The sequence below is a fragment of the Agromyces indicus genome (assembly GCF_031432295.1).
Lineage (GTDB): Bacteria > Actinomycetota > Actinomycetes > Actinomycetales > Microbacteriaceae > Agromyces > Agromyces indicus.
The window spans coordinates 675,732-695,156 of record NZ_JAVKGS010000001.1 but is presented as its reverse complement, the minus strand read 5'-3'; the positions used below and the strand labels follow the sequence as shown (position 1 = coordinate 695,156).

18 protein-coding genes and 2 tRNA genes are annotated in these 19,425 nt (G+C 70.9%); 7 read left to right on the top strand and 13 right to left on the bottom strand.

Annotation, left to right across the window (positions count from 1 at the left end; translation table 11 throughout):
* The first annotated feature begins 9 nt into the window (after positions 1-9).
* The 3 genes from RH861_RS03335 to RH861_RS03325 all read left to right on the top strand — a co-directional run bounded on the left by RH861_RS03335 (position 10) and on the right by RH861_RS03325 (position 2,259).
* Positions 10-606: a hypothetical protein gene (locus tag RH861_RS03335; RefSeq protein WP_310519739.1), complete on the top strand. Its 597-nt coding sequence runs from the start codon at positions 10-12 to the stop codon at positions 604-606.
* A 98-nt stretch (positions 607-704) separates the two neighbouring features.
* The gene (locus RH861_RS03330) at positions 705-1,616 is read left to right on the top strand and encodes a VOC family protein (protein WP_310519738.1); all 912 of its coding nucleotides are present in this window, start codon (positions 705-707) and stop codon (positions 1,614-1,616) included.
* 73 nt (positions 1,617-1,689) lie between these two features.
* A complete protein-coding gene (locus RH861_RS03325) occupies positions 1,690-2,259 on the top strand; it encodes a GIY-YIG nuclease family protein (RefSeq protein ID WP_310519737.1) in 570 nt (189 codons plus the stop codon).
* Positions 2,260-2,272: 13 nt separating this feature from the next.
* Here the strand turns inward: RH861_RS03325 and RH861_RS03320 are convergent, their stop codons facing one another.
* Positions 2,273-4,132, bottom strand: a complete 1,860-nt coding sequence (locus RH861_RS03320; protein WP_310519736.1) for a DEAD/DEAH box helicase — start codon at positions 4,130-4,132, stop codon at positions 2,273-2,275.
* A 178-nt stretch (positions 4,133-4,310) separates the two neighbouring features.
* Here RH861_RS03320 and RH861_RS03315 point away from each other — a divergent pair, with 178 nt between their 5' ends.
* Complete coding sequence (locus RH861_RS03315; RefSeq protein WP_067950832.1) at positions 4,311-4,598, top strand: hypothetical protein; 288 nt, start codon at positions 4,311-4,313, stop codon at positions 4,596-4,598.
* Positions 4,599-4,715: 117 nt separating this feature from the next.
* Here the strand turns inward: RH861_RS03315 and RH861_RS03310 are convergent, their stop codons facing one another.
* The gene (locus RH861_RS03310; RefSeq protein ID WP_310519735.1) at positions 4,716-5,654 is read right to left on the bottom strand and encodes an aldo/keto reductase; all 939 of its coding nucleotides are present in this window, start codon (positions 5,652-5,654) and stop codon (positions 4,716-4,718) included.
* A gap of 173 nt (positions 5,655-5,827) precedes the next feature.
* On the opposite strand from RH861_RS03310, the gene RH861_RS03305 reads away from it, so the two are divergent.
* Together RH861_RS03305 and RH861_RS03300 are read left to right on the top strand one after the other, a co-directional pair.
* Positions 5,828-6,436, top strand: coding sequence for a hypothetical protein (locus tag RH861_RS03305; protein WP_310519734.1), 609 nt, complete (start codon positions 5,828-5,830; stop codon positions 6,434-6,436).
* A gap of 12 nt (positions 6,437-6,448) precedes the next feature.
* Positions 6,449-7,231 (top strand): PspA/IM30 family protein, encoded by a 783-nt coding sequence (locus tag RH861_RS03300; protein ID WP_248598080.1) that lies wholly within the window; start codon positions 6,449-6,451, stop codon positions 7,229-7,231.
* 82 nt (positions 7,232-7,313) lie between these two features.
* On the opposite strand, the gene RH861_RS03295 is transcribed toward RH861_RS03300, so the two are convergent.
* From RH861_RS03295 to RH861_RS03245, 11 genes are all read right to left on the bottom strand, one after another.
* A complete protein-coding gene (locus RH861_RS03295) occupies positions 7,314-8,072 on the bottom strand; it encodes a FadR/GntR family transcriptional regulator (protein ID WP_310519733.1) in 759 nt (252 codons plus the stop codon).
* A 61-nt stretch (positions 8,073-8,133) separates the two neighbouring features.
* The gene (locus RH861_RS03290; protein ID WP_310519732.1) at positions 8,134-9,606 is read right to left on the bottom strand and encodes an APC family permease; all 1,473 of its coding nucleotides are present in this window, start codon (positions 9,604-9,606) and stop codon (positions 8,134-8,136) included.
* Between the two features lie 83 nt (positions 9,607-9,689).
* Positions 9,690-10,484 carry a carbon-nitrogen hydrolase family protein gene (locus RH861_RS03285; RefSeq protein WP_310519731.1) on the bottom strand — a complete coding sequence of 265 codons (795 nt, stop codon included), beginning with the start codon at positions 10,482-10,484 and terminating at the stop codon, positions 9,690-9,692.
* 48 nt (positions 10,485-10,532) lie between these two features.
* On the bottom strand, positions 10,533-11,786 hold the full coding sequence (locus tag RH861_RS03280) for a cation:proton antiporter domain-containing protein (RefSeq protein ID WP_310519730.1): 1,254 nt from the start codon (positions 11,784-11,786) through the stop codon (positions 10,533-10,535).
* Positions 11,776-12,582, bottom strand: coding sequence for a hypothetical protein (locus tag RH861_RS03275; protein WP_310519729.1), 807 nt, complete (start codon positions 12,580-12,582; stop codon positions 11,776-11,778). Before RH861_RS03275 ends, RH861_RS03280 begins: the two co-directional genes overlap by 11 nt.
* A 144-nt stretch (positions 12,583-12,726) precedes the next feature.
* Positions 12,727-12,800: transfer RNA gene (locus RH861_RS03270), tRNA-Met, on the bottom strand.
* Positions 12,801-12,834: 34 nt separating this feature from the next.
* Positions 12,835-12,906: transfer RNA gene (locus RH861_RS03265), tRNA-Thr, on the bottom strand.
* A 74-nt stretch (positions 12,907-12,980) separates the two neighbouring features.
* Positions 12,981-13,406 carry a DUF4190 domain-containing protein gene (locus RH861_RS03260; RefSeq protein ID WP_310519728.1) on the bottom strand — a complete coding sequence of 142 codons (426 nt, stop codon included), beginning with the start codon at positions 13,404-13,406 and terminating at the stop codon, positions 12,981-12,983.
* Between the two features lie 112 nt (positions 13,407-13,518).
* Positions 13,519-14,502, bottom strand: a complete 984-nt coding sequence (locus RH861_RS03255) for a sugar ABC transporter permease (protein WP_310519727.1) — start codon at positions 14,500-14,502, stop codon at positions 13,519-13,521.
* Positions 14,502-16,121, bottom strand: a complete 1,620-nt coding sequence (locus RH861_RS03250; RefSeq protein WP_310520275.1) for an ABC transporter permease subunit — start codon at positions 16,119-16,121, stop codon at positions 14,502-14,504. The genes RH861_RS03255 and RH861_RS03250 overlap by 1 nt, the downstream gene beginning before the upstream one ends.
* A gap of 86 nt (positions 16,122-16,207) precedes the next feature.
* Positions 16,208-17,446, bottom strand: coding sequence for a sugar ABC transporter substrate-binding protein (locus RH861_RS03245; protein WP_310519726.1), 1,239 nt, complete (start codon positions 17,444-17,446; stop codon positions 16,208-16,210).
* A 241-nt stretch (positions 17,447-17,687) separates the two neighbouring features.
* On the opposite strand from RH861_RS03245, the gene RH861_RS03240 reads away from it, so the two are divergent.
* Positions 17,688-19,370 (top strand): glycoside hydrolase family 13 protein, encoded by a 1,683-nt coding sequence (locus RH861_RS03240; protein WP_310519725.1) that lies wholly within the window; start codon positions 17,688-17,690, stop codon positions 19,368-19,370.
* The last annotated feature ends 55 nt before the right edge of the window (positions 19,371-19,425 follow it).

The following is a 19,425-nucleotide window of genomic DNA, read 5'->3' as shown; positions in this document are numbered from 1 at the left end:
GAGGAGACCATGCCGTACAACGCCGAACCGCACCTGCGCCGGCCCAGTTCCGAGGCGCTGAGGGAGCGCATCCCCGGGTGGGGCGCCGACCTCGACCCGGCCGATCGGCCGTCGGTGCCGCGCGAGTTGAGCCTGACCCCCGAGGACAACGGCGCGCATTGGGACGTGCCGGAGCGTCAGCCGGAGCTCGAGCCGCGTGAGCGGTCCATCGAGCACGGGATGCTGCCGCCGGTCTTCGGCACGGTCGCGCCGCTGCGCGGGCTGTCGGGGGCGATCCGACGCTACGCGTACGAGAACTACAGCGAGGCGCGCGCCGCGCACTGGCTGCTGCTCGTGCTCGGCGACCGGGTCGACGCGGGCGAGCAGCACCTCCGCTCGCTCGCCTCGACGCGGCCCGACAACCCGATCACGGAGACCGGCGTGCTGAGCGAGGGGCGCCGGCACGGCGTCGCCTCACGGTTCGGCGTCGGTCGTGCCGACACCGCGCACCAGTGGATGGACCCGGTGATCGTCGCGGCTCCCTGGGTCGTGACGGCCATCGGGATCGGGCTCCTGGTCCGCGGCGCGCGGCGCACGGCGGCGTCCGAGCCGGTCGAGACCGAGTAGCGCGACCGGGCGGGCGCATTCCGTCGACGCGGCGGAATGCGCCCGCCGCCGTCGGAGTTATACTTGTTGCTACAAGTAATCACCGACGGGAGATCTTCATGTCCAGCACCGACGAGCGCGTGCTCGACCCCGAGACCTCGATGGGCGCCGTCACGCTGCGGGTCGGCGACCTCGAGGGCATGACGGCCTACTACGCGACCGCCTTCGCGATGGAGCCGCTCGAAGAGCGCAGCCGTGCGCGCGAGGTGCATCGCGTGCTGGGTCGCGGCACGACTCCCCTGGTCCGACTCGTGCACACGCCCGACCTACCCGTGGTCGACCCCCGCCAGCCGGGCCTGTTCCACACGGCGTTCCTGTTCGACGACCGGGCGAGCCTCGCGGCGACGGTGCTCCGCGCCGCTCAGGACCCACGCAGCCGCTTCGTCGGCTCGAGCGACCACCTCGTCAGCGAGGCGTTCTACTTCACCGACCCCGAGGGCAACGGCGTCGAGCTCTACACCGATCGCGATCGCAGCACGTGGATCCACGACGGCGAGCAGATCCGGATGGCGACCGCCTACCTGGATCCCGACGACTACCTCCGCCGCCACCTCAGCCAGGCCGCCGTCGACGCCGGCCCGTCGCTCGCCGGGAAGGTCGGGCACGTGCACCTGCAGGTCGGCGACCTGACGAGCGCACGGGAGTTCTACGTCGACGCCATCGGCTTCGAGCCCACGCAGACCGGCTATCCGGGCGCGGTGTTCGCGTCGGCCGGCGGATACCACCACCACATCGCCATGAACACGTGGAACAGCCGCGGCGCCGGCCCGCGCGCGGCGAGCCTCGGCCTCGGCGACGTCTCCGTGACCGTGCCGGCCCGCGACGACCTCGACGCGCTCGCCGTACGGCTCCGCGGACGCGGCCTGCAGTTCGCCGACGACGGCCGCGCCATCACGGTCGACGACCCGTGGGGCACCCAGGTCACGGTCGGCCTGCCCGACCTCACGACCGACGAGCTGCTCGCCCGCTAGGGGAACGAGGAGGACCCGAACGCCCGTACCCGACACCCGGCCGAACGTCACCGGCTCGCCGTACGCTGCCCCCATGGCAACGGATGCCGCGGCCTGCACCGCCGTCGACGAACTCGGCGCCTGCTCGGCTCCCGCCGAACCGGGCGCTCCGCTGGCGCTGTGCACGACGCACCTGCTCGCCGCGTACGACTGGGTCGCGCGCGAGCAGGGCGTGACCGATGTGCTGCCGGGCGCGTGCCTGGTGTGCGGCTCCCGCGTGGGCGTGCACTACCCGTCGGGGTGGACCTGCGCCGTCTGCGAGTGGCGGCTCGGCGACGCGCCCGACCTCGACGTCCTCCCGGCCCGGGTCGACGTCGTCTACTACGTCCGCTGGCGCGACCGCGTCAAGATCGGCACGTCCGCGAACCCGCGGCAGCGGTTGGCGGTGATCCCGCACGACGAGGTGCTCGCCTTCGAACGCGGCGGTCGGCTGATCGAGCAGCGGCGGCACGCGCAATTCGCGGCATCCCGGTACCCGGGCGGCGAGTGGTTCGCGTTCGACGCCCCCATCGCCGCGCTCGTGGCCGAGCTCGCCGCCGGGGTCGACGACCCCTGGCAGCGGTACGACCGCTGGCGCAGCGAGGAGCTCGCCAGGCGGGCGTGACCGTGCGCCGGCGTCAGCGCTTGGAGTGACGCGGCTTGCGGGCGGGTCGGTCGTCGCCCCCGGCCGCCTCGCCGGCGTCGCCCTCGCGACCGCGCGCAGGGCGGTCACCGTACTCGCGCGGGCGGCGCGGGCCCCGGTCGTCGTCCCAGCTTCGCCGGCGCGGCCGACCCGAGTCGGGTCGCAGCTCGATGAGCTGCCCCGAGATCCGGGTGCCCGCGAGGCGGTCGAACACCTCGTTCGGCAGGTCGGCGGGCAGCTCGACCAGCGAGAAGTCCGACTTGATCTGGATGGCGCCGAAGTCGTCGCGCTGCAGTCCGCCCTCGTTCGCGAGCGCTCCCACGATCTGGCGGGGCTGCACCCGCTGGCGCTTGCCGACGGCGATGCGGTACTGCGCCATCCGCGTGTTCGGACGCGGACGGCGGTCCGGCCGCTCGCCGCCGCGGTCGCCGCGGTCGCCGCGGTCCGGGCGCTCCCGGTCGCGATCGAACCGCTCGCGCACCGGCCGCTCGGGCTCCGGCTCGAGCAGCAGCGGCGCGTCGCCCTGGGCGACGACGGCGAGGGCCGCCGCGACATCCGCTTCGGGCACGTCGTGGTTGCGCACGTAGTGGGCGATGATGTCGCGGAACCCGTCGATGCGTTCGGCCTGGCCCAGCGCGGCGGTGATGCGGTCGTCGAACCGCGCGAGCCGGGTCTCGTTGACCTCGTCGACGCTCGGCAGCTGCATCTGGGTGATGGGCTGCTTGGTCGCCTTCTCGATGCGCGCGAGGAGCCCGCGCTCGCGGGGCGTGACGAAGCTGATCGCGTCGCCGGTGCGACCCGCGCGGCCCGTGCGCCCGATGCGGTGCACGTAGGGCTCGCTGTCGGTCGGGATGTCGAAGTTCACGACGTGGCTGATGCGCTCGACGTCGAGGCCGCGGGCCGCGACATCCGTCGCCACCAGGATGTCGAGCTTGCCCGACTTCAGCTGGTTCACGGTGCGCTCGCGCTGCGCCTGCGCGATGTCGCCGTTGATCGCGGCGGCCTCGTAGCCGCGGGCGCGGAGCTTCTCGGCGAGGGTCTCGGTCTCGTTCTTGGTGCGGACGAAGACGATCATGCCCTCGAAGTTCTCGACCTCGAGGATGCGGGTGAGCGCATCGACCTTCTGCGCGTACGACACGACGAGGTAGCGCTGCGTGATGTTCGCCGAGGTCTGGGTCTTCGTCTTGACCGTGATCTCCTCGGGGTCGTGCAGGTACTGCTGCGACATCCGTCGGATCGTGGCGGGCATGGTCGCCGAGAACAGCGCGACCTGCTTGTCGTCGGGGGTGTCGGCGAGGATCGTCTCGACGTCCTCGGCGAAGCCCATCTTGAGCATTTCGTCGGCCTCGTCGAGCACGAGGTACTTCAGCTCCGACAGGTCGAGCGTGCCCTTGTCGAGGTGGTCCATGATGCGGCCGGGCGTGCCGACGATGATGTGCACGCCGCGGCGCAGCGCCGACAGCTGCACGCCGTATCCCTGGCCGCCGTAGACGGGCAGGATGTGCACGCCGCGGAGGTGGGCGGCGTACCGCTCGAACGCCTCGCACACCTGCAGCGCGAGCTCGCGGGTGGGGGCGAGCACGAGGGCCTGCGGGGTCTTCTGCGACACGTCGAGGCGTGCGAGGATCGGCAGCGCGAAGGCGGCGGTCTTGCCGGTGCCGGTCTGCGCAAGTCCGACGACGTCGCGGCCGGCGAGCAGGGTCGGGATGGTCGCGGCCTGGATCGCGGAGGGCGTCTCGTAGCCGACGTCGTCGAGTGCCTTGAGCACCGGACCCTCGAGCCCGAGGTCGGAGAAGGTGATCGCGGCGGGCTCCTCGGGAGCCGCGGCCTCGACGGGGGAATCCACGGAAGTCACGCTTCAGGGTAGTCCGTGCGCCTGAACGGCGCCCGGGTGCCGCCGCACCGCGCCGTGACGGATGCCGCCTCGCGACGAGGGGCGCCCAGTGTGCGCCATCCGCGTCCATGCCGCAAGGGGTCGCGTCGCCTGCGGCCGTTCGGAAGGGTTGGAGGCTCGTGATCAGAGGAGGAACGACATGCTGACTCTCACCCCATCGGCGAGCACCGTCGTGAAGGAGATCGTCGACCGCAGTGGTGCCCCCGCCGGGGCCGGCCTCCGCATCGACACCGAGGATGCCGCCGGCACCGAATTCGGCGTCGCCATCGCGCCGGCTCCAGAGGAGCGGGATTCGGTCGTCGAGCAGGAGGGCGCGCGCGTCTACCTCGCGGAGAACGCGGCGAAGGCGCTCGACGACAAGACCCTGGACGCCCATGTGGCCGAGGACGGACGCGTGGCGTTCGACATCCTCCCGCAGCGGGTCTGATCCGATCAGACGGCGGCCCGGTGACCCGTTCCCCGGACCGTCGGACGTCGGATCGCAACGAACGCCGCGGGCTTCGGCCCGGGGCGTTCGTCATGCGGCGGGGCCGCCTCCCTTCGGTCAGGTCCAGGGACGGGCGCTCCGGGCGGCCCAGTAGGACTCGGGGTCCTCCGCGAGGTCGGGCAGGGCTGCGGCATCCGTCACCGTCGGACCGGACGCGAGGTTCGCGTCGAGCTGCTCGGGCGTGACCGCCCCCGACAGCACCACGTCGGCCCACGGCCGGGCACGGGCCGCGCCGATCGCCAGCGCGTCGAGCGCCGCGCCTTCCGCTGACGCGAGCGCCGCGGCCGAGAGCCCGGCCCCCGCGGGCGTGAGCCGCCCGTTCGCGACGGCCTCCTTCACCACGACGAGCCAGCCCGCGTCGTGCGCGCGTGCGAGCGCCGGGCCGGCCGACGGCTCGAGCAGGTTCCACGTCGCCTGCACTGCTGTGAAGGGCGAATCGGGCAGGGTGCGCGCCGCGTCCAGCGCCTCGCCCTGCCTGGGTCCGCTCGTGGAGACGCCGACCCGGATGCCGGACGCCGCGAGGCCGCGGAGGCGGCCCAGCAGCGCCCGGTCGGCGAGCGCCGGGCTGTCGGGCGTGAGCGAGTGAACGAGGTAGACGTCCGGAGCCCCGCCGAGCGCGGCGAGCGTCTTGGGCCACTGGCGCTCGAACATCGCGAGCGAGTGCTCCTTGCGCTCGTGCACGTCGGCGTCCATGCGCCATCCGCCGACGTACTCGTAGCCCCACTTGGACTCGATCGTGAGGTCGGCGCGACGTTCGGGGTGGGCGGCGAGCCACGACCCGAGGAACTCCTCGGCCAGCCCGTACGAGCGGGCCGAATCGACGAAGCGGATGCCGCGGGCCCACGCCGCGTCGAGCATCGCGTGTGCGCGAGCGCGCAGCGCCTCGACGCTCCGGTCGCCGCCGAGGTCGTCGTCGCGGCCCTCCGTGATGTAGGCCGGGCGGCCGAGCGCGGCCAGGCCCAGGCCGAGCGGGGCGAGGGGTGCGGCATCCGTCACCCGCACCAGCGTAGCCGCGGGGAGTCCCGACCGGACGGGGCCGATTCCGTCGCGATCCCGAGAGTTTGGGGGGAACCCTCCCGCCCGACCCGCGATGGGGCGTACATTGCGTTATATCGCGAGTTGAGCGCGCGGAACTCGTCCCGCGCGACCCGCGTGCTGGAGGTGGTCGTGTGGAGGTCCTGCTCTGGATCCTCGTCGCATTCCTGATCATGGCCGTGGCCTCGATCACGATCGTGGTGCTCGTCGTGCGCGCCGTCTTCCGCCGCATCCGCCGCAGCCGCGCCCTCGCCGGCCGCGCCCTGCGCACCCGCGCCCGGTTCACGACCGGGCCGCGCGGACAGGTCCTCCGGCTCCGGGTCCGACTGGCCGACTCGCTCGCCAGCGGACGAGCCGCCGTGGAACTCGCGGCGCAGGGCGCCGGACCGCGCGGCGAGCTCGACCGCCTGCACCGGCGCATCGCCCAGGAGGGCGACGCCCTCGACCGTCAACTGCGCTTCATGGAGAGCGAGACCGACGCCGCCGCCCTCGCCCGCGACCTCCCGGTCGCCGAGGGCCGCGTCGACCAGCTGGTGTCCCTCGTCCGCCGCGTCCGCGCGGCGGTCGGCGCGCAGCTCGACGGGCTCACCGACGACAGCCTCGCGGCCCTGCGCGCCGACGTCGACCGCGAGGTGTCCGCATTGCACGCCGGAGTCCAGGAACTCCGCGCCCTCAACGGGCGCGACGCGTACGGCGACGTCTCCCCCGAGACATCCGCCCGACGCCTAGACCGCTCGAGATAGGGGAACACCACCATGAGCAACTCGTCGCGCATGCGTGACATCTTCCGCAGCAAGACCTCCCGCGCCCTCGACCGCATCGAGGACCCCCGCGAGATGCTCGACGACAGCTACGACCAGCAGGTCAAGCTGCTGCAGCAGGTCCGGCAGGCCCTCGCCGAGGTCGCGACCGCGAAGAAGCGCATCGACCTGCAGGGCCAGGAACTCGGAGCGCGCTACCAGCGACTCGCGGCGCAGGCGCAGGAGGCACTCGACGGGGGCCGCGAGGACCTCGCGCGCGCCGCCCTCGAACGTCGCGCGCTCATCGAGCGGCAGGTCGCGAACCTGCAGCAGCAGTACCTGGGCATGCAGCGGCAGACCGAGCAGCTGCAGGACCGCGAACGCCAGCTGTCCGAGCAGGTCGCCGCCTTCCGCATCGAGAAGGAGGCCATCAAGGCCACCTACTCCGCCTCCGAGGCGCAGGTGCGGGCCAACGAGGCGGTCGCCGGGCTCGGCACGAGCATGCACGACGTCGGCACGAGCCTCGAACGCGCTCGCGACCGCGTCGCGCAGATGCAGGCGCGCGCCCAGGCCACCGACGAGATGCTCGCGAGCGGCGCACTGAAGGACCTCACGGCCCCCGCGGATGCCGACATCGAGCGCCAGCTCGCCGCGATGCAGGCGAAGTCCGACATCGACCGGCAGCTCGAGGCGATGAAGGGCACGGGCGCATCAGCGGCGGGCGGCGCAGGCCGACCGGGTGGCGCCGAGGACGCGGGCGAGTGGCTCAGCATCGGACAGGGGCCGACCGGGTCCTGAGCGGTCGGCGGCGACGGCATCCCCGCCTCCGCCTCCGCCTCCGCCTCCGCCTCCGGCGACCGAGCGACCCGGCCGGGCCGCATCACCGCGCGTCGGTGGGCGCGTCGGGATGCCGCGAGTCGCCGCGCGTCTCCCGCTCCCCGAGGCCCACGTACATCGACTCGTGGAGCTCGACGATGTGCTCGAACGTGAGGCGGCTCGCGAGGGCGGCATCCGCGGCCGCGAGGGCGTCGACGAGCCGGGCGTGCTCCTCGTTCGACGCCCGCAGGTAGTCGATGCGGTACGGGATGAAGTACGCGTACAGCTCGTGCGACAGTCGGTGGTGCAGGAGGGCGGCCGCCGCAACGCCGGGGATGCGGGCGATGCGGTCGTGGAACTCGGCGTCGAGCTCCCGGTAGCCCGCCCAGTCCGGCACCGTGCGCATGCGCTCGACGAGATCGGTCAGGGCCGCCAGGTCCTCCGCCGGACAGGCGTGCGCCGCGAGCCCGGCGAGTCCGGCCTCCAGGACGGCGCGCTGGTCGATGAGGTCGTGGACGTGCTGCGCATCGGCCCGGTACGCCTCGATCTCGGGCAGGTCGCCCACGTGGGGCTCGTCGACGATGAACGTGCCGCCGCTGTTGCCGCGACGGCGGGTGACGAGACTCTCGTCGGCGAGCGTGCGATACGCGCGGCGCACCGACATCTCGCTCACGTCGAACGCCCTCGCCGTCTCCTCGGGCGACGGGAGTCGCTGGCCGGGCGCGAGCATCCCCAGCTCGACGGCGAGCATGATGCGCGCCCGCACGGTGTCGACCGCCCCCGAACGCCGGATCGCACCGAGCGGCTCGGATGAGAGATCCATCGAGGACTCCTTCCGAGGCTCGGGTGCGATCCGGCGCGGTGGCGGATGCCGGGGTCGGCGTTCAGCCGCGGTCTGCTGCGGCGACCTCCGCGACCTCGTCGTCCGCCGCGGCGTGGAGCGGGAACCGCCTGCCCAGCAGGATACCGACGACGAAGGCGATGGCCGGGACCAGGGCGAGCATGATGCTCACGCCGAGGCTCCCGCCGGTCACGAGGGTGAAGTTCGACAGCACGAGCCACATCCCGATGAGGAGGCCGGCGACCGCGGCCACGGGCATCACTCGGGTGGTCCAGGCGCGCCCTGCGCCGAGCTCGGGGCGGCGCGCGAAGAACACGACCACCGCGATCGAGGTCACGAGCATGAGCAGCACCATCCCCACCGTCGCGACGCCGGCCATCGAGCCGAAGACGCCGACGAGGGGGTCGAGGCCCGAGAGCGCGAGGACGGCGAGCACGATGGCGGCGGTCGCCGTCTGCACGAGCGAGGAGGTCGCGGGCGAGTGGTGCTTCTCGTGCCGACGTCCGAGCGCCGCGGGCATCGCGCCCTTGTGCGCGAGCGTGAACTGGTACCGCGCGATCACGTTGTGGAACGAGAGGACGCACGCGAACAGGCTCGTGATGAGGAGGACCTGGACGACGTCCCGCACGATCGGCCCGAGGTACTGCGTGGTGGTGTCGAGGAGCAGGTTCCCCTCACCCGCGAGCGTCTGCTGGGCGACGGCGACCGCATTGCCCGCGCCGACGCCCGTGACGAGCGCCCAGCAGGAGACCGCGTAGAACACGCCGATGATGACGACCGCGAGGTACGTGGCTCGCGGGATGGTGCGCTCGGGGTTCCGAGCCTCGTCGCGGAAGACGGCGGTGGCCTCGAAGCCGATGAACCCGGTGAGCGCGAAGAGGACGCTGACGCTGAGCCCGGTCGTGAACATGTTGGCGGGGTCGAAGCTCTCGAGCGCGAGGCCGCTCTCACCGCCGGTCGCGAGGATGGCGACGTCGAGGACCACCACGACGAGGATCTCGAGCACCAGCGCGACGCCGAGCACCTTCGCGCTCAGTTCGATGTGGCGGTACCCGAGCACGGCGACGACCGCCATCGTGACGAACGAGTAGAGCCACCACGGCAGCGACGGACCGCCGAAGAACGTGACGAGGTCGTCGAGGGCCCACCCCATGTAGCCGTAGATGCCGACCTGGATGGCGGTGTAGGCCACGAGGGCGGTGAAGGCGGTTCCCAGCCCGGCGCGGGACCCGAGCCCCGCCGTGACGTAGGAGAAGAACGCACCGGCCTCGCGGACGTGCGGCGTCATCGTGACGAAGCCGACCGAGAAGAGCAGGAGGATGACGGCGGCGAGGATGAACCCGGCCGGCGCGCCGACGCCGTTGCCGACGCCGATCGCGAGGGGGACGTTGCCGCCGATGACGGTGAGCGGTGCCGCCGCGGCGATCACCATGAAGACGATGGCGCTCGTGCCGAGCTGTCCGTCGAGCCGCGCGCGCTGGCCAGCGCGGGGTTCGGCGATGGGAGAGACGGTCATGTGGTCGCTTTCTGCAGTGGGGGGCGCCGCGGCGTCCGAGGGGGATCGTTGGGAAGGTGCTGGTGCGCAGGCGGTGGGCGGGGTCACCGCTCAGGTGCGTACAGCGCGGGCCTGCGGTCCACGAGGTACGGATTCGCCGCTCGTGCGCGGCGGGTGGCCTCGGGATCGATCGTGGCGATCATGAGGCCGCTCTCGTCGGTGCCGCCGAGACGTGCGAGGATCTCGCCGTCCGGGCCGACGATGCTGCTGAGGCCGACGTACCGCAGCTCGCCCTCCGAGCCGCTGCGATCGACGTAGGCCACGTGGATCTGGTTCTCCCAGGCACGGACCGGGATCAGCCGTTCGGCGATGTGGCCGAAGGGCTCCATCTGGGCCGTGGGGACGATCACGGCATCGACGCCGGCGAGCGCGGCCGCCCTCACGGTCTCCGGGAACTCGACGTCGTAGCAGATGAGGACCGACAGGCGGACCCCGTCGAGCTCGACGGGATCGGGCAGGCGATCGCCCGCCTCGAACAGCGCGCGATCGAGCTCGCCGAAGAGGTGCGTCTTGCGGTACCGGAGCAGCTCCTCCCCGTGCTGGTCGACGAGCACGACCGCGTTCGCGATGCCGCCGCCGGGGAGTCGTTCGGGCAGCCCGGCGACGATCGCGATTCCCACCTCTGCCGCGATGACGGCGACGCGGTCGACGAGGTCGGCGGTCACGAGGGGCGCCAGACGGTCGCCGATGTTGTATCCGGTCACGAACATCTCGGGGGTGACGAGCAACCGGGCGCCGCGCGCGGATGCGTCGCGCGCCGCCTCGGCGATGATCGCGAGGTTCGCGTCGACGTCCCCCTCGACGCCCGCGTGCTGCAGGCCGGCGATGGTCAGACTCATGTGGCGCTCCCTTTGATCGTCGCGTCATTGAAACAGATCAAAGTGATACTAATGGGTCGGACGCGTTTCGTGGGTGTTTCGGTTCCGCCGACGGTCGAGCCAGGCGCTGAGCGGAGCGGTCGTGAGTCCGTGCACGACGACGGACAGGGTGATGGCGAGGCTGACGAGCACGAACACCCGTTCGTCTCCGGTGAGTCGTTCGGCCATCGTGGCGTAGAAGAGGGCCGAGACTCCGATCGGCCCGAACCAACTCAGGAAGAACGTCTCAGGTCGCGTGTGCAGGCCGCGGATCAGGGGCCTGAGGCTCCAGATGGTGACCAGGCGCCGCAGGAGCACCGCCGCGAGGAGGGCGAGCGGAACCGACCAGCCCAGCGCCAGCCACTCCTCGATCGGCAGCGCCATGCCGAACAGCACGAAGATTGGCAGCAGGAACAGGCGATTCACGGCGTCCTCCACCTTGTCCTCCTGCGCCTCGTCACGTTGCGGGATCACCTGGCCGAACACTGCGGCGGCGACGAACACGGCGAGGAGGTCGTTCGTCCCCATGAGCTTCGCCACTCCCAGCACGGCGAGCGCCAACGGGACCAGGAACCCCAGGTACGCGCTCTCCTCCATCAGCTTCCGCCGGCGGGCCATGGTGAAGATCTTGCCGAGGAGATACCCGGCGAGGGCGCCGAACGCCGCGCCGCCGAGCACCTCGCGGAGGAGCACGGTGCCGAGGAGATCGCGCCAAGCGGCATCCGGAGCGGTGAACAGGAGCACGGGGAGCATGACGAACAGGTAGCCGAGCCCATCGTTCACGCCGCTCTCCGCAGAGATGTTGTGGCGCACTCGCTCCGGGATGCGCTTTTCCGCCAGCGAGCCGGTGACGATCGGGGTGCTGACGACCGGGTCCGTCGGCGTGATGATGGCGCCGATCAACAGGGCGAGCAGGAACGGGGTGCCCGTCGCGACCGTCAGCACACCGGTCGCAACGACCAGCATGAGCGGCATGCCGAGGCCGATGATCACCAGGATCCAGCGCAGGTTCCGACGCCAGTAGCCGTGCGGCAGTCGCAGGGCCACGCCCGCGAGGCCGACGGCCAGCGTGAGTCGGGCGCCCTCCTCCAGCAGCATCCGCGGGTCCTCGGCCAGATCCTCGATCCGGAGCAGGTCGAGGGCGAACGGTCCGATGACCACGCCCGATACGAGTGCCAGGACGGGTCCCGGGAGACTCATCCGCTGGAAGGCGGACGAGAAGAGGGAGAGGAGCAGGACGACGCCGCCGAAGAGCGCCAGGGTCAGGTTCGTCTCACTGCCCATGCCGACCTCCGCTGCGAGTCGGGTCTGCGGCGGCCCCCGTCGCGTCGGGGCGCCCGGTCCTGGCCGGCTTCTCCAGGAAGTAGGCGCCGAGCGAACCGGCGAGCGTCGCGAAGACGACCACCGAGTACACGGCCAACGCCACGTGCAGGATGCGCGTCAACACGGAGTCGCCCTCCAGCGGGGCGCCCGTCACCGTCGACAGCGCGGCCTGGTAGAGCGCCTCGCCGTAGCTCATGCCGTCGCCGAGCAGGTAGAGCAGCTGGCTGGCCGCCAGGATCACCACCGCCGTGACGGCCGCGAGCCAGGCGATCCGATCCGACAGGAGCCGACCGGCGGACCGAGAGCCGCGCACGCCCGCCGTGAGGATTCCGCCGAGTCGAGCCACCGGAGCCACGCGGATGACCGAAAGCGCACGGAAGAAGCGCAGGAACGGCACGGCGAGGAACAGGACCTGCCACCAGTTTCGACGCCAGAAGTCGATGGAGCGGGCGACGACCGCCCGCAGGACGAACTCCGCCACGAAGATCCCCCAGAAGATCCACCCGAGGACGGAGAAGACGGTGACGAGCACCGGATCGCTCGCCAGGACCTGGTCCAGGACCACGAAGAGGAACACGATGCCGAGGACGCCCATCGGCCGATCGAGCCGAGCCGCGAGTCGCTCGGCCGCGTCGACCCGCTCGCGTTCGGGAAGGGGCGCGGCACGTCGGCCGCGCGACAGCGTGTCGCGCCCCCGCGCAGGCGCCTCGAGCGTCCTCCGGCTCTCCCCGGCGGGGTTCCCGGGTTGGTTCCGCATGCCCACTCCGCTCATCTCCCCGCCACGGTAGGCCGGGAGGGCGGGGCGTTGAAGGCGGTCGACGGAAGCCGTTCGATCCGCTAGGCGGAGGGCGGGTCAACGAGAACGGCCCGGCACCACGAGAGGGAACCGGACCGTTGACGGTAGCGAGGGCGGGACTCGAACCCGCGACACCACGATTATGAGCCGTGTGCTCTAACCACCTGAGCTACCCCGCCGCAAGGTCGCTCCGGACGGATCCGGAGGAACCAGAGCCCCGAGTCAGGATTGAACTGACGACCCCTTCCTTACCATGGAAGTGCTCTACCACTGAGCTATCGGGGCAGTGCCGCTCGCGCGGCAACCACACGAGGATATCACCTCGGAGCGCCACCATTAAATCGGCGGCGACGCCGATCTCACGGCATCGCGGACGCCCCCGCAGCGGTCGCCGAGAAGGCGATGATCGCCACGATGAACAGCACGTACAGCACGATGCCGACGACCCACAGGGCCGTCACGATGTAGCCGGCGATGAGGCCGGCGAGCGCCGCGGTGTCGCCCTGCTCGCCGCGCTCGCGGATCTGCCGCCGGGCGATGTGCCCGCACACCACGCCGGCGATCGACGAGAGCGGACCGAGCATGAGGCCGCCGAAGGCGAGCGCGAAGGCCACCCACGCCAGCACGTTCTGCCGCGGCGGCGCCGGAGCCCAGCCCGCGGGCGCGCCGTACGAGGAGCCGTAGCCGTAGCCGGCATGCGAGGGCGCCTGAGCGACGGGCGGCTCAGCCGCGGTCGCGGGCGGCGCCGGCGGCACGGCGGGGGTCTGGGCGGCGGGGGCGTCCATGGGGCTCCATCGGATCGGGGCGGGCGGGCCGAGCGACATGCTATCGCCGAGACGACGGATGCCGCGTCGCGGTCGCCCGCACGCGGCATCCGTTCGCCGGAATCGGCGTCGACTACTTCACGGCACCCGCCGTGAGCCCGCCGACGATGTACTTCTGCAGGTAGAGGAAGAGGAGCACGACGGGCAGTGCCGCGATGACCGCACCCGCGGAGAACGCGGCCCAGTCGGCGTAGCGCGGGTTCGACACCAGCTTGACCAGGCCCACGGCGAGGGTCTGCTTCTCGGTGTCGATGAGGATCACCGACGCGACCACGTACTCGTTCACCGAGAAGATGAACGACAGCAGCGCGACCACCGCGAGGATCGGCGCGACCAGCCGCAGGATGATCGTGAAGAAGATGCGCGCGTGGCCGGCGCCGTCGATCTTCGCGGCCTCGTCGATCGACGACGGGATGGTGTTGAAGAAGCCGTACATGAGGTAGGTGTTCACGCCGAGCGCGCCGCCCAGGTACACCATGATCAAACCGATGTGCGTGTTCAGGCCGATGGCCGGGAACCAGTCGCTGATCGCGCTCATCACGAGGAAGATCGCGACGACCGCGAGCATCTGCGGGAACATCTGGATCACGACGATCGAGATGAGCCCGAAGCGGCGGCCCGTGAAGCGCATGCGCGAGAACGAGTACGCCGCGAGGGCTCCGAGGAACACCGTCAGCAGCGCCGTGATGCCCGCGATGAGGATCGTGTTGCCGAACCACGTCGTGAACGGCACCTGCGGGTTGGTCAGGATGCGCGCGTACGCGTCGAGTCCGATCTGCGAGAAGAGCGCGTTCGAGCCGGTGAGCGTGCCGGTCGGGTTCAGCGACGACGAGATGACGAACACGATCGGGAAGAGCGCGAACGCGACGACGACGATGCCGACCAGGTGGCGCCATCCGGTGGCCTTGAACCAGCGGCCGAAGCTGAACGGCCGCTTCGGCGCGGCCTCGCGGGTGAGCTCGGGGTCGCCGCCCGCCTTCACGGCGGCGCGCTGCTCGACGAGCTCGCCCTGGAGCAGTCCGGTCTCGGTGCCGGAGATGGGACGCGGCTCGGCCATCAGTTGATCTCCTCGAGCGACTTGGTGCGACGGAAGGCGATGATCGAGATCACCGCGACCACGATGAAGATGATGATCGAGTACGCCGACGCGAGCCCGTAGTCGCGCGTCTGGCCCGTGAACGCCACCTTGTAGACCATCGAGATCAGGATGTCGGTGAAGCCGACCGGGATCGGGGCGCCGGTATCTCGCGGCCCGCCATTGGTCAACATGTAGATCACGTTGAAGTTGTTGAAGTTGAACGCGAACGAGGCGATCAGGAGCGGGGCGACGCTGACGAGGAGCAGCGGCAGCTTGATCAGGCGGAACACGTTCCACGAGCTGGCGCCGTCGACCGTAGCGGCCTCCTGCACGTCGTCGGGGATCGACTGCAGCGCGCCGAGGCACACGAGGAACATGTACGGGAAGCCGAGCCACAGGTTCACGATGAGCACGGAGATCTTCGCGACGAACGGATCCGTCAGCCAGGGGACGGACGCACCGCCGAGGAGCACCTGGTTGATGAACCCGAAGCTCTGGTTCATCATGCCCGCCCAGACCAGCGCCGACAGGAACGACGGGATCGCGTACGGCAGGATCATCGCGATGCGGTACGCCTTGCGGCCGCGCATGCGCAGGTCGTTGAAGGTGATGGCGAGGAACAGGCCGAGGAAGAAGGTCGACGCGACCGAGATGAGCGCGAACGCGAAGGTCCAGAGCGTCACGTAGACGAGCGGCCCGGCGAGGCGCGGATCGGTGACCGCGCGGAGGAAGTTGTCGAAGCCGACGACGATCTGCCAGCCCGGACGGAGCTCCTGGCCGTCGTCGGCGACGAAGGCGCCGGTGCCGATGTCGGTGTAGACGGTGCCCGTCGAGAGGTCGGTCATCGTGCCGGCGGCCTCGTCGTACTCGAGGTTCGAGGTGTAGAGGTAGCCGTTCGACCCGTCGGGCGTCCGCAGCGCGCCGTCGTTCGGGTCGTCGGAGGCCGGGATGGCCAGCTCGGTGATCTCGTCGGTGCGGGAGATGACCTCGCCGAACGAGAGGGTGGTCCATCCGTCGACGGCGACGGCCTTGCCGTTCTCGATCTCGGCGCCGTCGACCTCGGCGAGGGGCTGCTCCATGGTGCCGAGCTGCACGTCGCCGTTGGGGTCGGTGACGAGGAGGCCGAGCGTGCCGAGCTGGTCGACGACGGTGACCTGGTAGGTGGGCGAGTCGGGCACGCGCTCGAGCGAGGCCGCCATGAGCGAACTCACCGCCTGCTCCTTCGAGCCGTTGTGCCCGGTGCCGTAGTTCGTGAAGGCGACGTACCCCGTGTAGAGGAGCACGAACACCTGGAAGAGGGAGAGGAAGATGATGCCGGGCGTGAGGTACTTCGCCGGCAGTCGGCGGCGCGAGAAGTAGATCCAGTTGACGAAGACCGTGACGGCGACGATCACGCCGAGCACGATCCACTCGCGTTGGAGTGCGAGGATGAACACCGCGTAGAGCGCGATCGCGTCGACGAGGCCCATCAGCACGAGCTTGACGACGAAGGCCTTCATGCTGCCGGATGCCGCGTCGGCGATCTTCGCCGCCTGGCGCTGCCGTTTCGTCGGCTTCCTGTCGGCCCCGGGATCGGCCGCGACGTCCTCGTCGATCATGCTGCTCATCTTGCTCGCTCTTCTCGTGGAACGGGAGTGCCCCGGGCCGGATGCCGTCGCGGCATCCGACCCGGAGCGCTCAGTCGTTACTTGGCGTCGATCGCAGCCTGGACATCGGCGGCGAGCTTCTCCCAGGTCGCAACCGGGTCCTCACCGTTGATGATCGAGGCCTCGGCGATGCCCCAGTACTGCCACACCGAACCCATGGCGGGGATGGCGGGCATCGGGACGGCCTCGGCACCGACGGCCGCGAAGCCCTCGATGATCGGGTCGCTCGAGGCGGTCTCGGCCGCGGACGAGAGGGCGGGCAGGATGTTGCCGGCCTCGAACAGGTCGAGCTGGACCTCTTCGGTGCCGATGTAGTTCACGAGGAAGTCGTTCGCAGCGACCTTGTTGTCCGACTCCGAGCTCACGAAGAAGCCCTTGACGCCGGCGAACGGCGAGGCGGCCTCACCGGTGGGGCTCGGGATCGTGTCGATCGCGACGTTGATGCCGCCGTCGGTCGCGGCACCGACGTTCCACGGACCGGTCAGCCAGAAGGCCGCAGTGCCGTCGAGGAACGCCTGCTTGGCGATGTCGCCGTCGATGTCGGTGTTGAAGTTGCCGGCGCCGTTCTTGCCCTGGCTGCCCAGCCAGTTCGCGAACTCGATGCCGCCCTCGTTGCCGAGCTGCAGGTCGGTCGGGTCGTAGCCCTCGTCGTTGGTGCCGAAGACCGGAGCACCGAAGGCCGTCTGGAACGGGTAGAGGTGGTAGGGGTTGCCCTCGGCACCCTGCTCGACCACGAACGGCTTGTCGAGGCCGGCGGCCTGGCCCTTGGCGATCATGTCGTCGAAGCTCGTTGCGGCCTCGGGGACGAGGTCGGCGTTGCGGAGGATCGCGATGTTCTCGACCGCGTAGGGGAGCATGTAGACGGTGCCCTCGTAGGTCGCCGCGTTGATCGCGACGTCGAGGTAGTCGCCGGCCGAGTCGCCGAGCTCGAGCGGCGCCACGACGCCGTTCGTCGACAGCTCGCCGAGCCAGTCGTGCGCGCCCATCGTGATGTCGGGGCCCTCGCCGGTCGGGACCTGCTGGATGAAGTCGTCCTTGATGGTGGCGACGTCCTTGCCGACGATCTCGACCTCGACGCCCTTCTCCTCGGAGTAGGCGTCGGCGGCGGGCTGAACCGCGTCGACGCGCTCGGCGTCGACCCAGACGGTCAGCGTGCCGCCCTCGGCCGAGCCGCCGTTCTCGCCGTTGTCGGCGTCGCCGCTCGCGCAGCTCGCGAGCCCCAGGGTCGCGACGACGGCGACGGCGCCGGCCGCGAACAGCTTCTTGTTCACCCGCATTGGTGTGTGCCCTTCTCAGTGTGCGTGAGACCGGCGCCTTCGCCTGGTGACGTGCGCACCGTGCTCGAAAGGCCGTTCTTCCGTTTGGATGTCGCTCGCATCGTGATTGCAAGCGGTTTCAGGTATACCCTGTCAAGGTCCCATTGACAACTCGGTGTTATCGGATCGATACCGCTTACTCAGGAAACTGCGCGGACTCCAGATCTGCAAACGCTTTCAGATTGACCTAGGATCTTCCCTCATGACTTCCGAATGGTGGCGCACCGCCGCGATCTACCAGATCTACCCCCGGTCGTTCGCCGACGCGAACGGCGACGGCATGGGCGACCTCGCGGGCATCCGCTCTCGCCTGCCCGAACTCGCCGACCTCGGAGTCGACGCGATCTGGCTCTCCCCCTTCTACGCGTCGCCGCAGAAGGACGCGGGATACGACGTCGCCGACTACTGCGACGTCGACCCGCTGTTCGGCACGCTCGCCGACTTCGACGACATGCTCGCCGAGGCCCACCGGCTCGGCCTCAAGGTCATCGTCGACCTCGTGCCGAACCACTCCTCCGACCGGCACGTCTGGTTCCAGGAGGCCCTCGCCGCAGCGCCCGGCAGTCCCGAGCGCGCCCGCTACATCTTCCGCGAGGGCAAGGGCGAGCACGGCGAGCTGCCGCCGAACAACTGGCAGTCAGTGTTCGGCGGCTCCATGTGGACCCGCGTCACTGAGGCCGACGGCTCCCCCGGCCAGTGGTACCTGCACATCTTCGACAGCTCGCAGCCCGACTTCGACTGGACCAATGAGGAGGTGCGCGAGGAGTTCCGCCGCATCCTCCGCTTCTGGCTCGACCGCGGGGTCGACGGCTTCCGCGTCGACGTCGCCCACGGCCTCATCAAGGCCGACGGCCTGCCCGACTACACCCCGCCCGCCGACGCCGGGTCGATGGGCGGCAACGCGCACGGCCTCGAAGCCGGCGTGCCGCTCGAGCCCGAAATCCACGACGAGGGCGACGGCGCACCGTACTGGGGCCAGGAGGGCGTGCACGAGGTGTACCGCGACTGGCGGAAGCTGCTCGACGGCTACCCCGGCGAGCGCATCCTCGCCGCCGAGGCCTGGGTCGACCCGCTCACCCGCGTGGCGAAGTGGGTGCGTCCCGACGAGATGCACCAGGCGTTCAACTTCGCCTACCTCGAGACGCCGTGGGAGGCGCCCGCGCTCCGCAACGTGATCGACCACTCGATCGAGACGTTCGGCGCGGTCGGCGCGCCCTCGACCTGGGTCCTGTCGAACCACGATGTGATCCGGCACGCCTCGCGCCTCGCGCTGCAGGCCGACAGCCTGCAGGGCCACGGCATCGGCCCGAAGAGCGCCGGCCTGCCCGACCCGGTCGTCGGCCTGCGCCGCGCCCGCGCCGCGACATCCGTGATGCTCGCCCTGCCGGGTTCGGCCTACATCTACCAGGGCGAGGAGCTCGGCCTGCCCGAGGCGATCCACCTGCCGGATGACGCGCGCCAGGACCCGACCTGGTTCCGCACGAACGGGGAACGGTACGGTCGCGACGGATGCCGCGTGCCCATCCCGTGGGAGGCCGACGCCCCCTCGTACGGCTTCGGGCCGACGGATGCCGCGTGGCTCCCCCAGCCCGCCGAATGGGCCGCCCTCGCCCGCGACCGCCAGCGCGGAGCCGAGGGGTCGACGCTCGAGCTCTACCGCACCGCGCTCGGCCTCCGCCGTGAACTCGGTCTCGCGACGGGCTCCGTCGCGTGGCTCGACGGGTTCGGCGATGACGTGCTCGCGTTCCGCAACGGCCGGGTCACCGTGATCGGCAACACCGGCTCCACCCCCGTGGCCCTGCCCGCGGGCGAGGTGCTGCTCGCGAGCGGTGACGTGTCGGGCGGCGAACTGCCGGCCGACACCACGGTCTGGTTGCGCGCGTAGCGCGAACGACGGGGGCGGATGCTGCGGCATCCGCCCCCGTTGCGTTCGCGCACGC

Coding starts and splice junctions, on each gene's coding strand:
- RH861_RS03315 (WP_067950832.1), top strand. CDS start 4,311: ATGCTGACTCTCACCCCATCGGCGAGCACCGTCGTGAAGGAGATCGTC.
- RH861_RS03325 (WP_310519737.1), top strand. CDS start 1,690: ATGGCAACGGATGCCGCGGCCTGCACCGCCGTCGACGAACTCGGCGCC.
- RH861_RS03245 (WP_310519726.1), bottom strand. CDS start 17,446: ATGCGGGTGAACAAGAAGCTGTTCGCGGCCGGCGCCGTCGCCGTCGTC.
- RH861_RS03290 (WP_310519732.1), bottom strand. CDS start 9,606: ATGACCGTCTCTCCCATCGCCGAACCCCGCGCTGGCCAGCGCGCGCGG.
- RH861_RS03295 (WP_310519733.1), bottom strand. CDS start 8,072: ATGGATCTCTCATCCGAGCCGCTCGGTGCGATCCGGCGTTCGGGGGCG.
- RH861_RS03260 (WP_310519728.1), bottom strand. CDS start 13,406: ATGGACGCCCCCGCCGCCCAGACCCCCGCCGTGCCGCCGGCGCCGCCC.
- RH861_RS03280 (WP_310519730.1), bottom strand. CDS start 11,786: ATGGGCAGTGAGACGAACCTGACCCTGGCGCTCTTCGGCGGCGTCGTC.
- RH861_RS03300 (WP_248598080.1), top strand. CDS start 6,449: ATGAGCAACTCGTCGCGCATGCGTGACATCTTCCGCAGCAAGACCTCC.
- RH861_RS03240 (WP_310519725.1), top strand. CDS start 17,688: ATGACTTCCGAATGGTGGCGCACCGCCGCGATCTACCAGATCTACCCC.
- RH861_RS03250 (WP_310520275.1), bottom strand. CDS start 16,121: ATGATCGACGAGGACGTCGCGGCCGATCCCGGGGCCGACAGGAAGCCG.
- RH861_RS03335 (WP_310519739.1), top strand. CDS start 10: ATGCCGTACAACGCCGAACCGCACCTGCGCCGGCCCAGTTCCGAGGCG.
- RH861_RS03255 (WP_310519727.1), bottom strand. CDS start 14,502: ATGGCCGAGCCGCGTCCCATCTCCGGCACCGAGACCGGACTGCTCCAG.
- RH861_RS03285 (WP_310519731.1), bottom strand. CDS start 10,484: ATGAGTCTGACCATCGCCGGCCTGCAGCACGCGGGCGTCGAGGGGGAC.
- RH861_RS03275 (WP_310519729.1), bottom strand. CDS start 12,582: ATGCGGAACCAACCCGGGAACCCCGCCGGGGAGAGCCGGAGGACGCTC.
- RH861_RS03330 (WP_310519738.1), top strand. CDS start 705: ATGTCCAGCACCGACGAGCGCGTGCTCGACCCCGAGACCTCGATGGGC.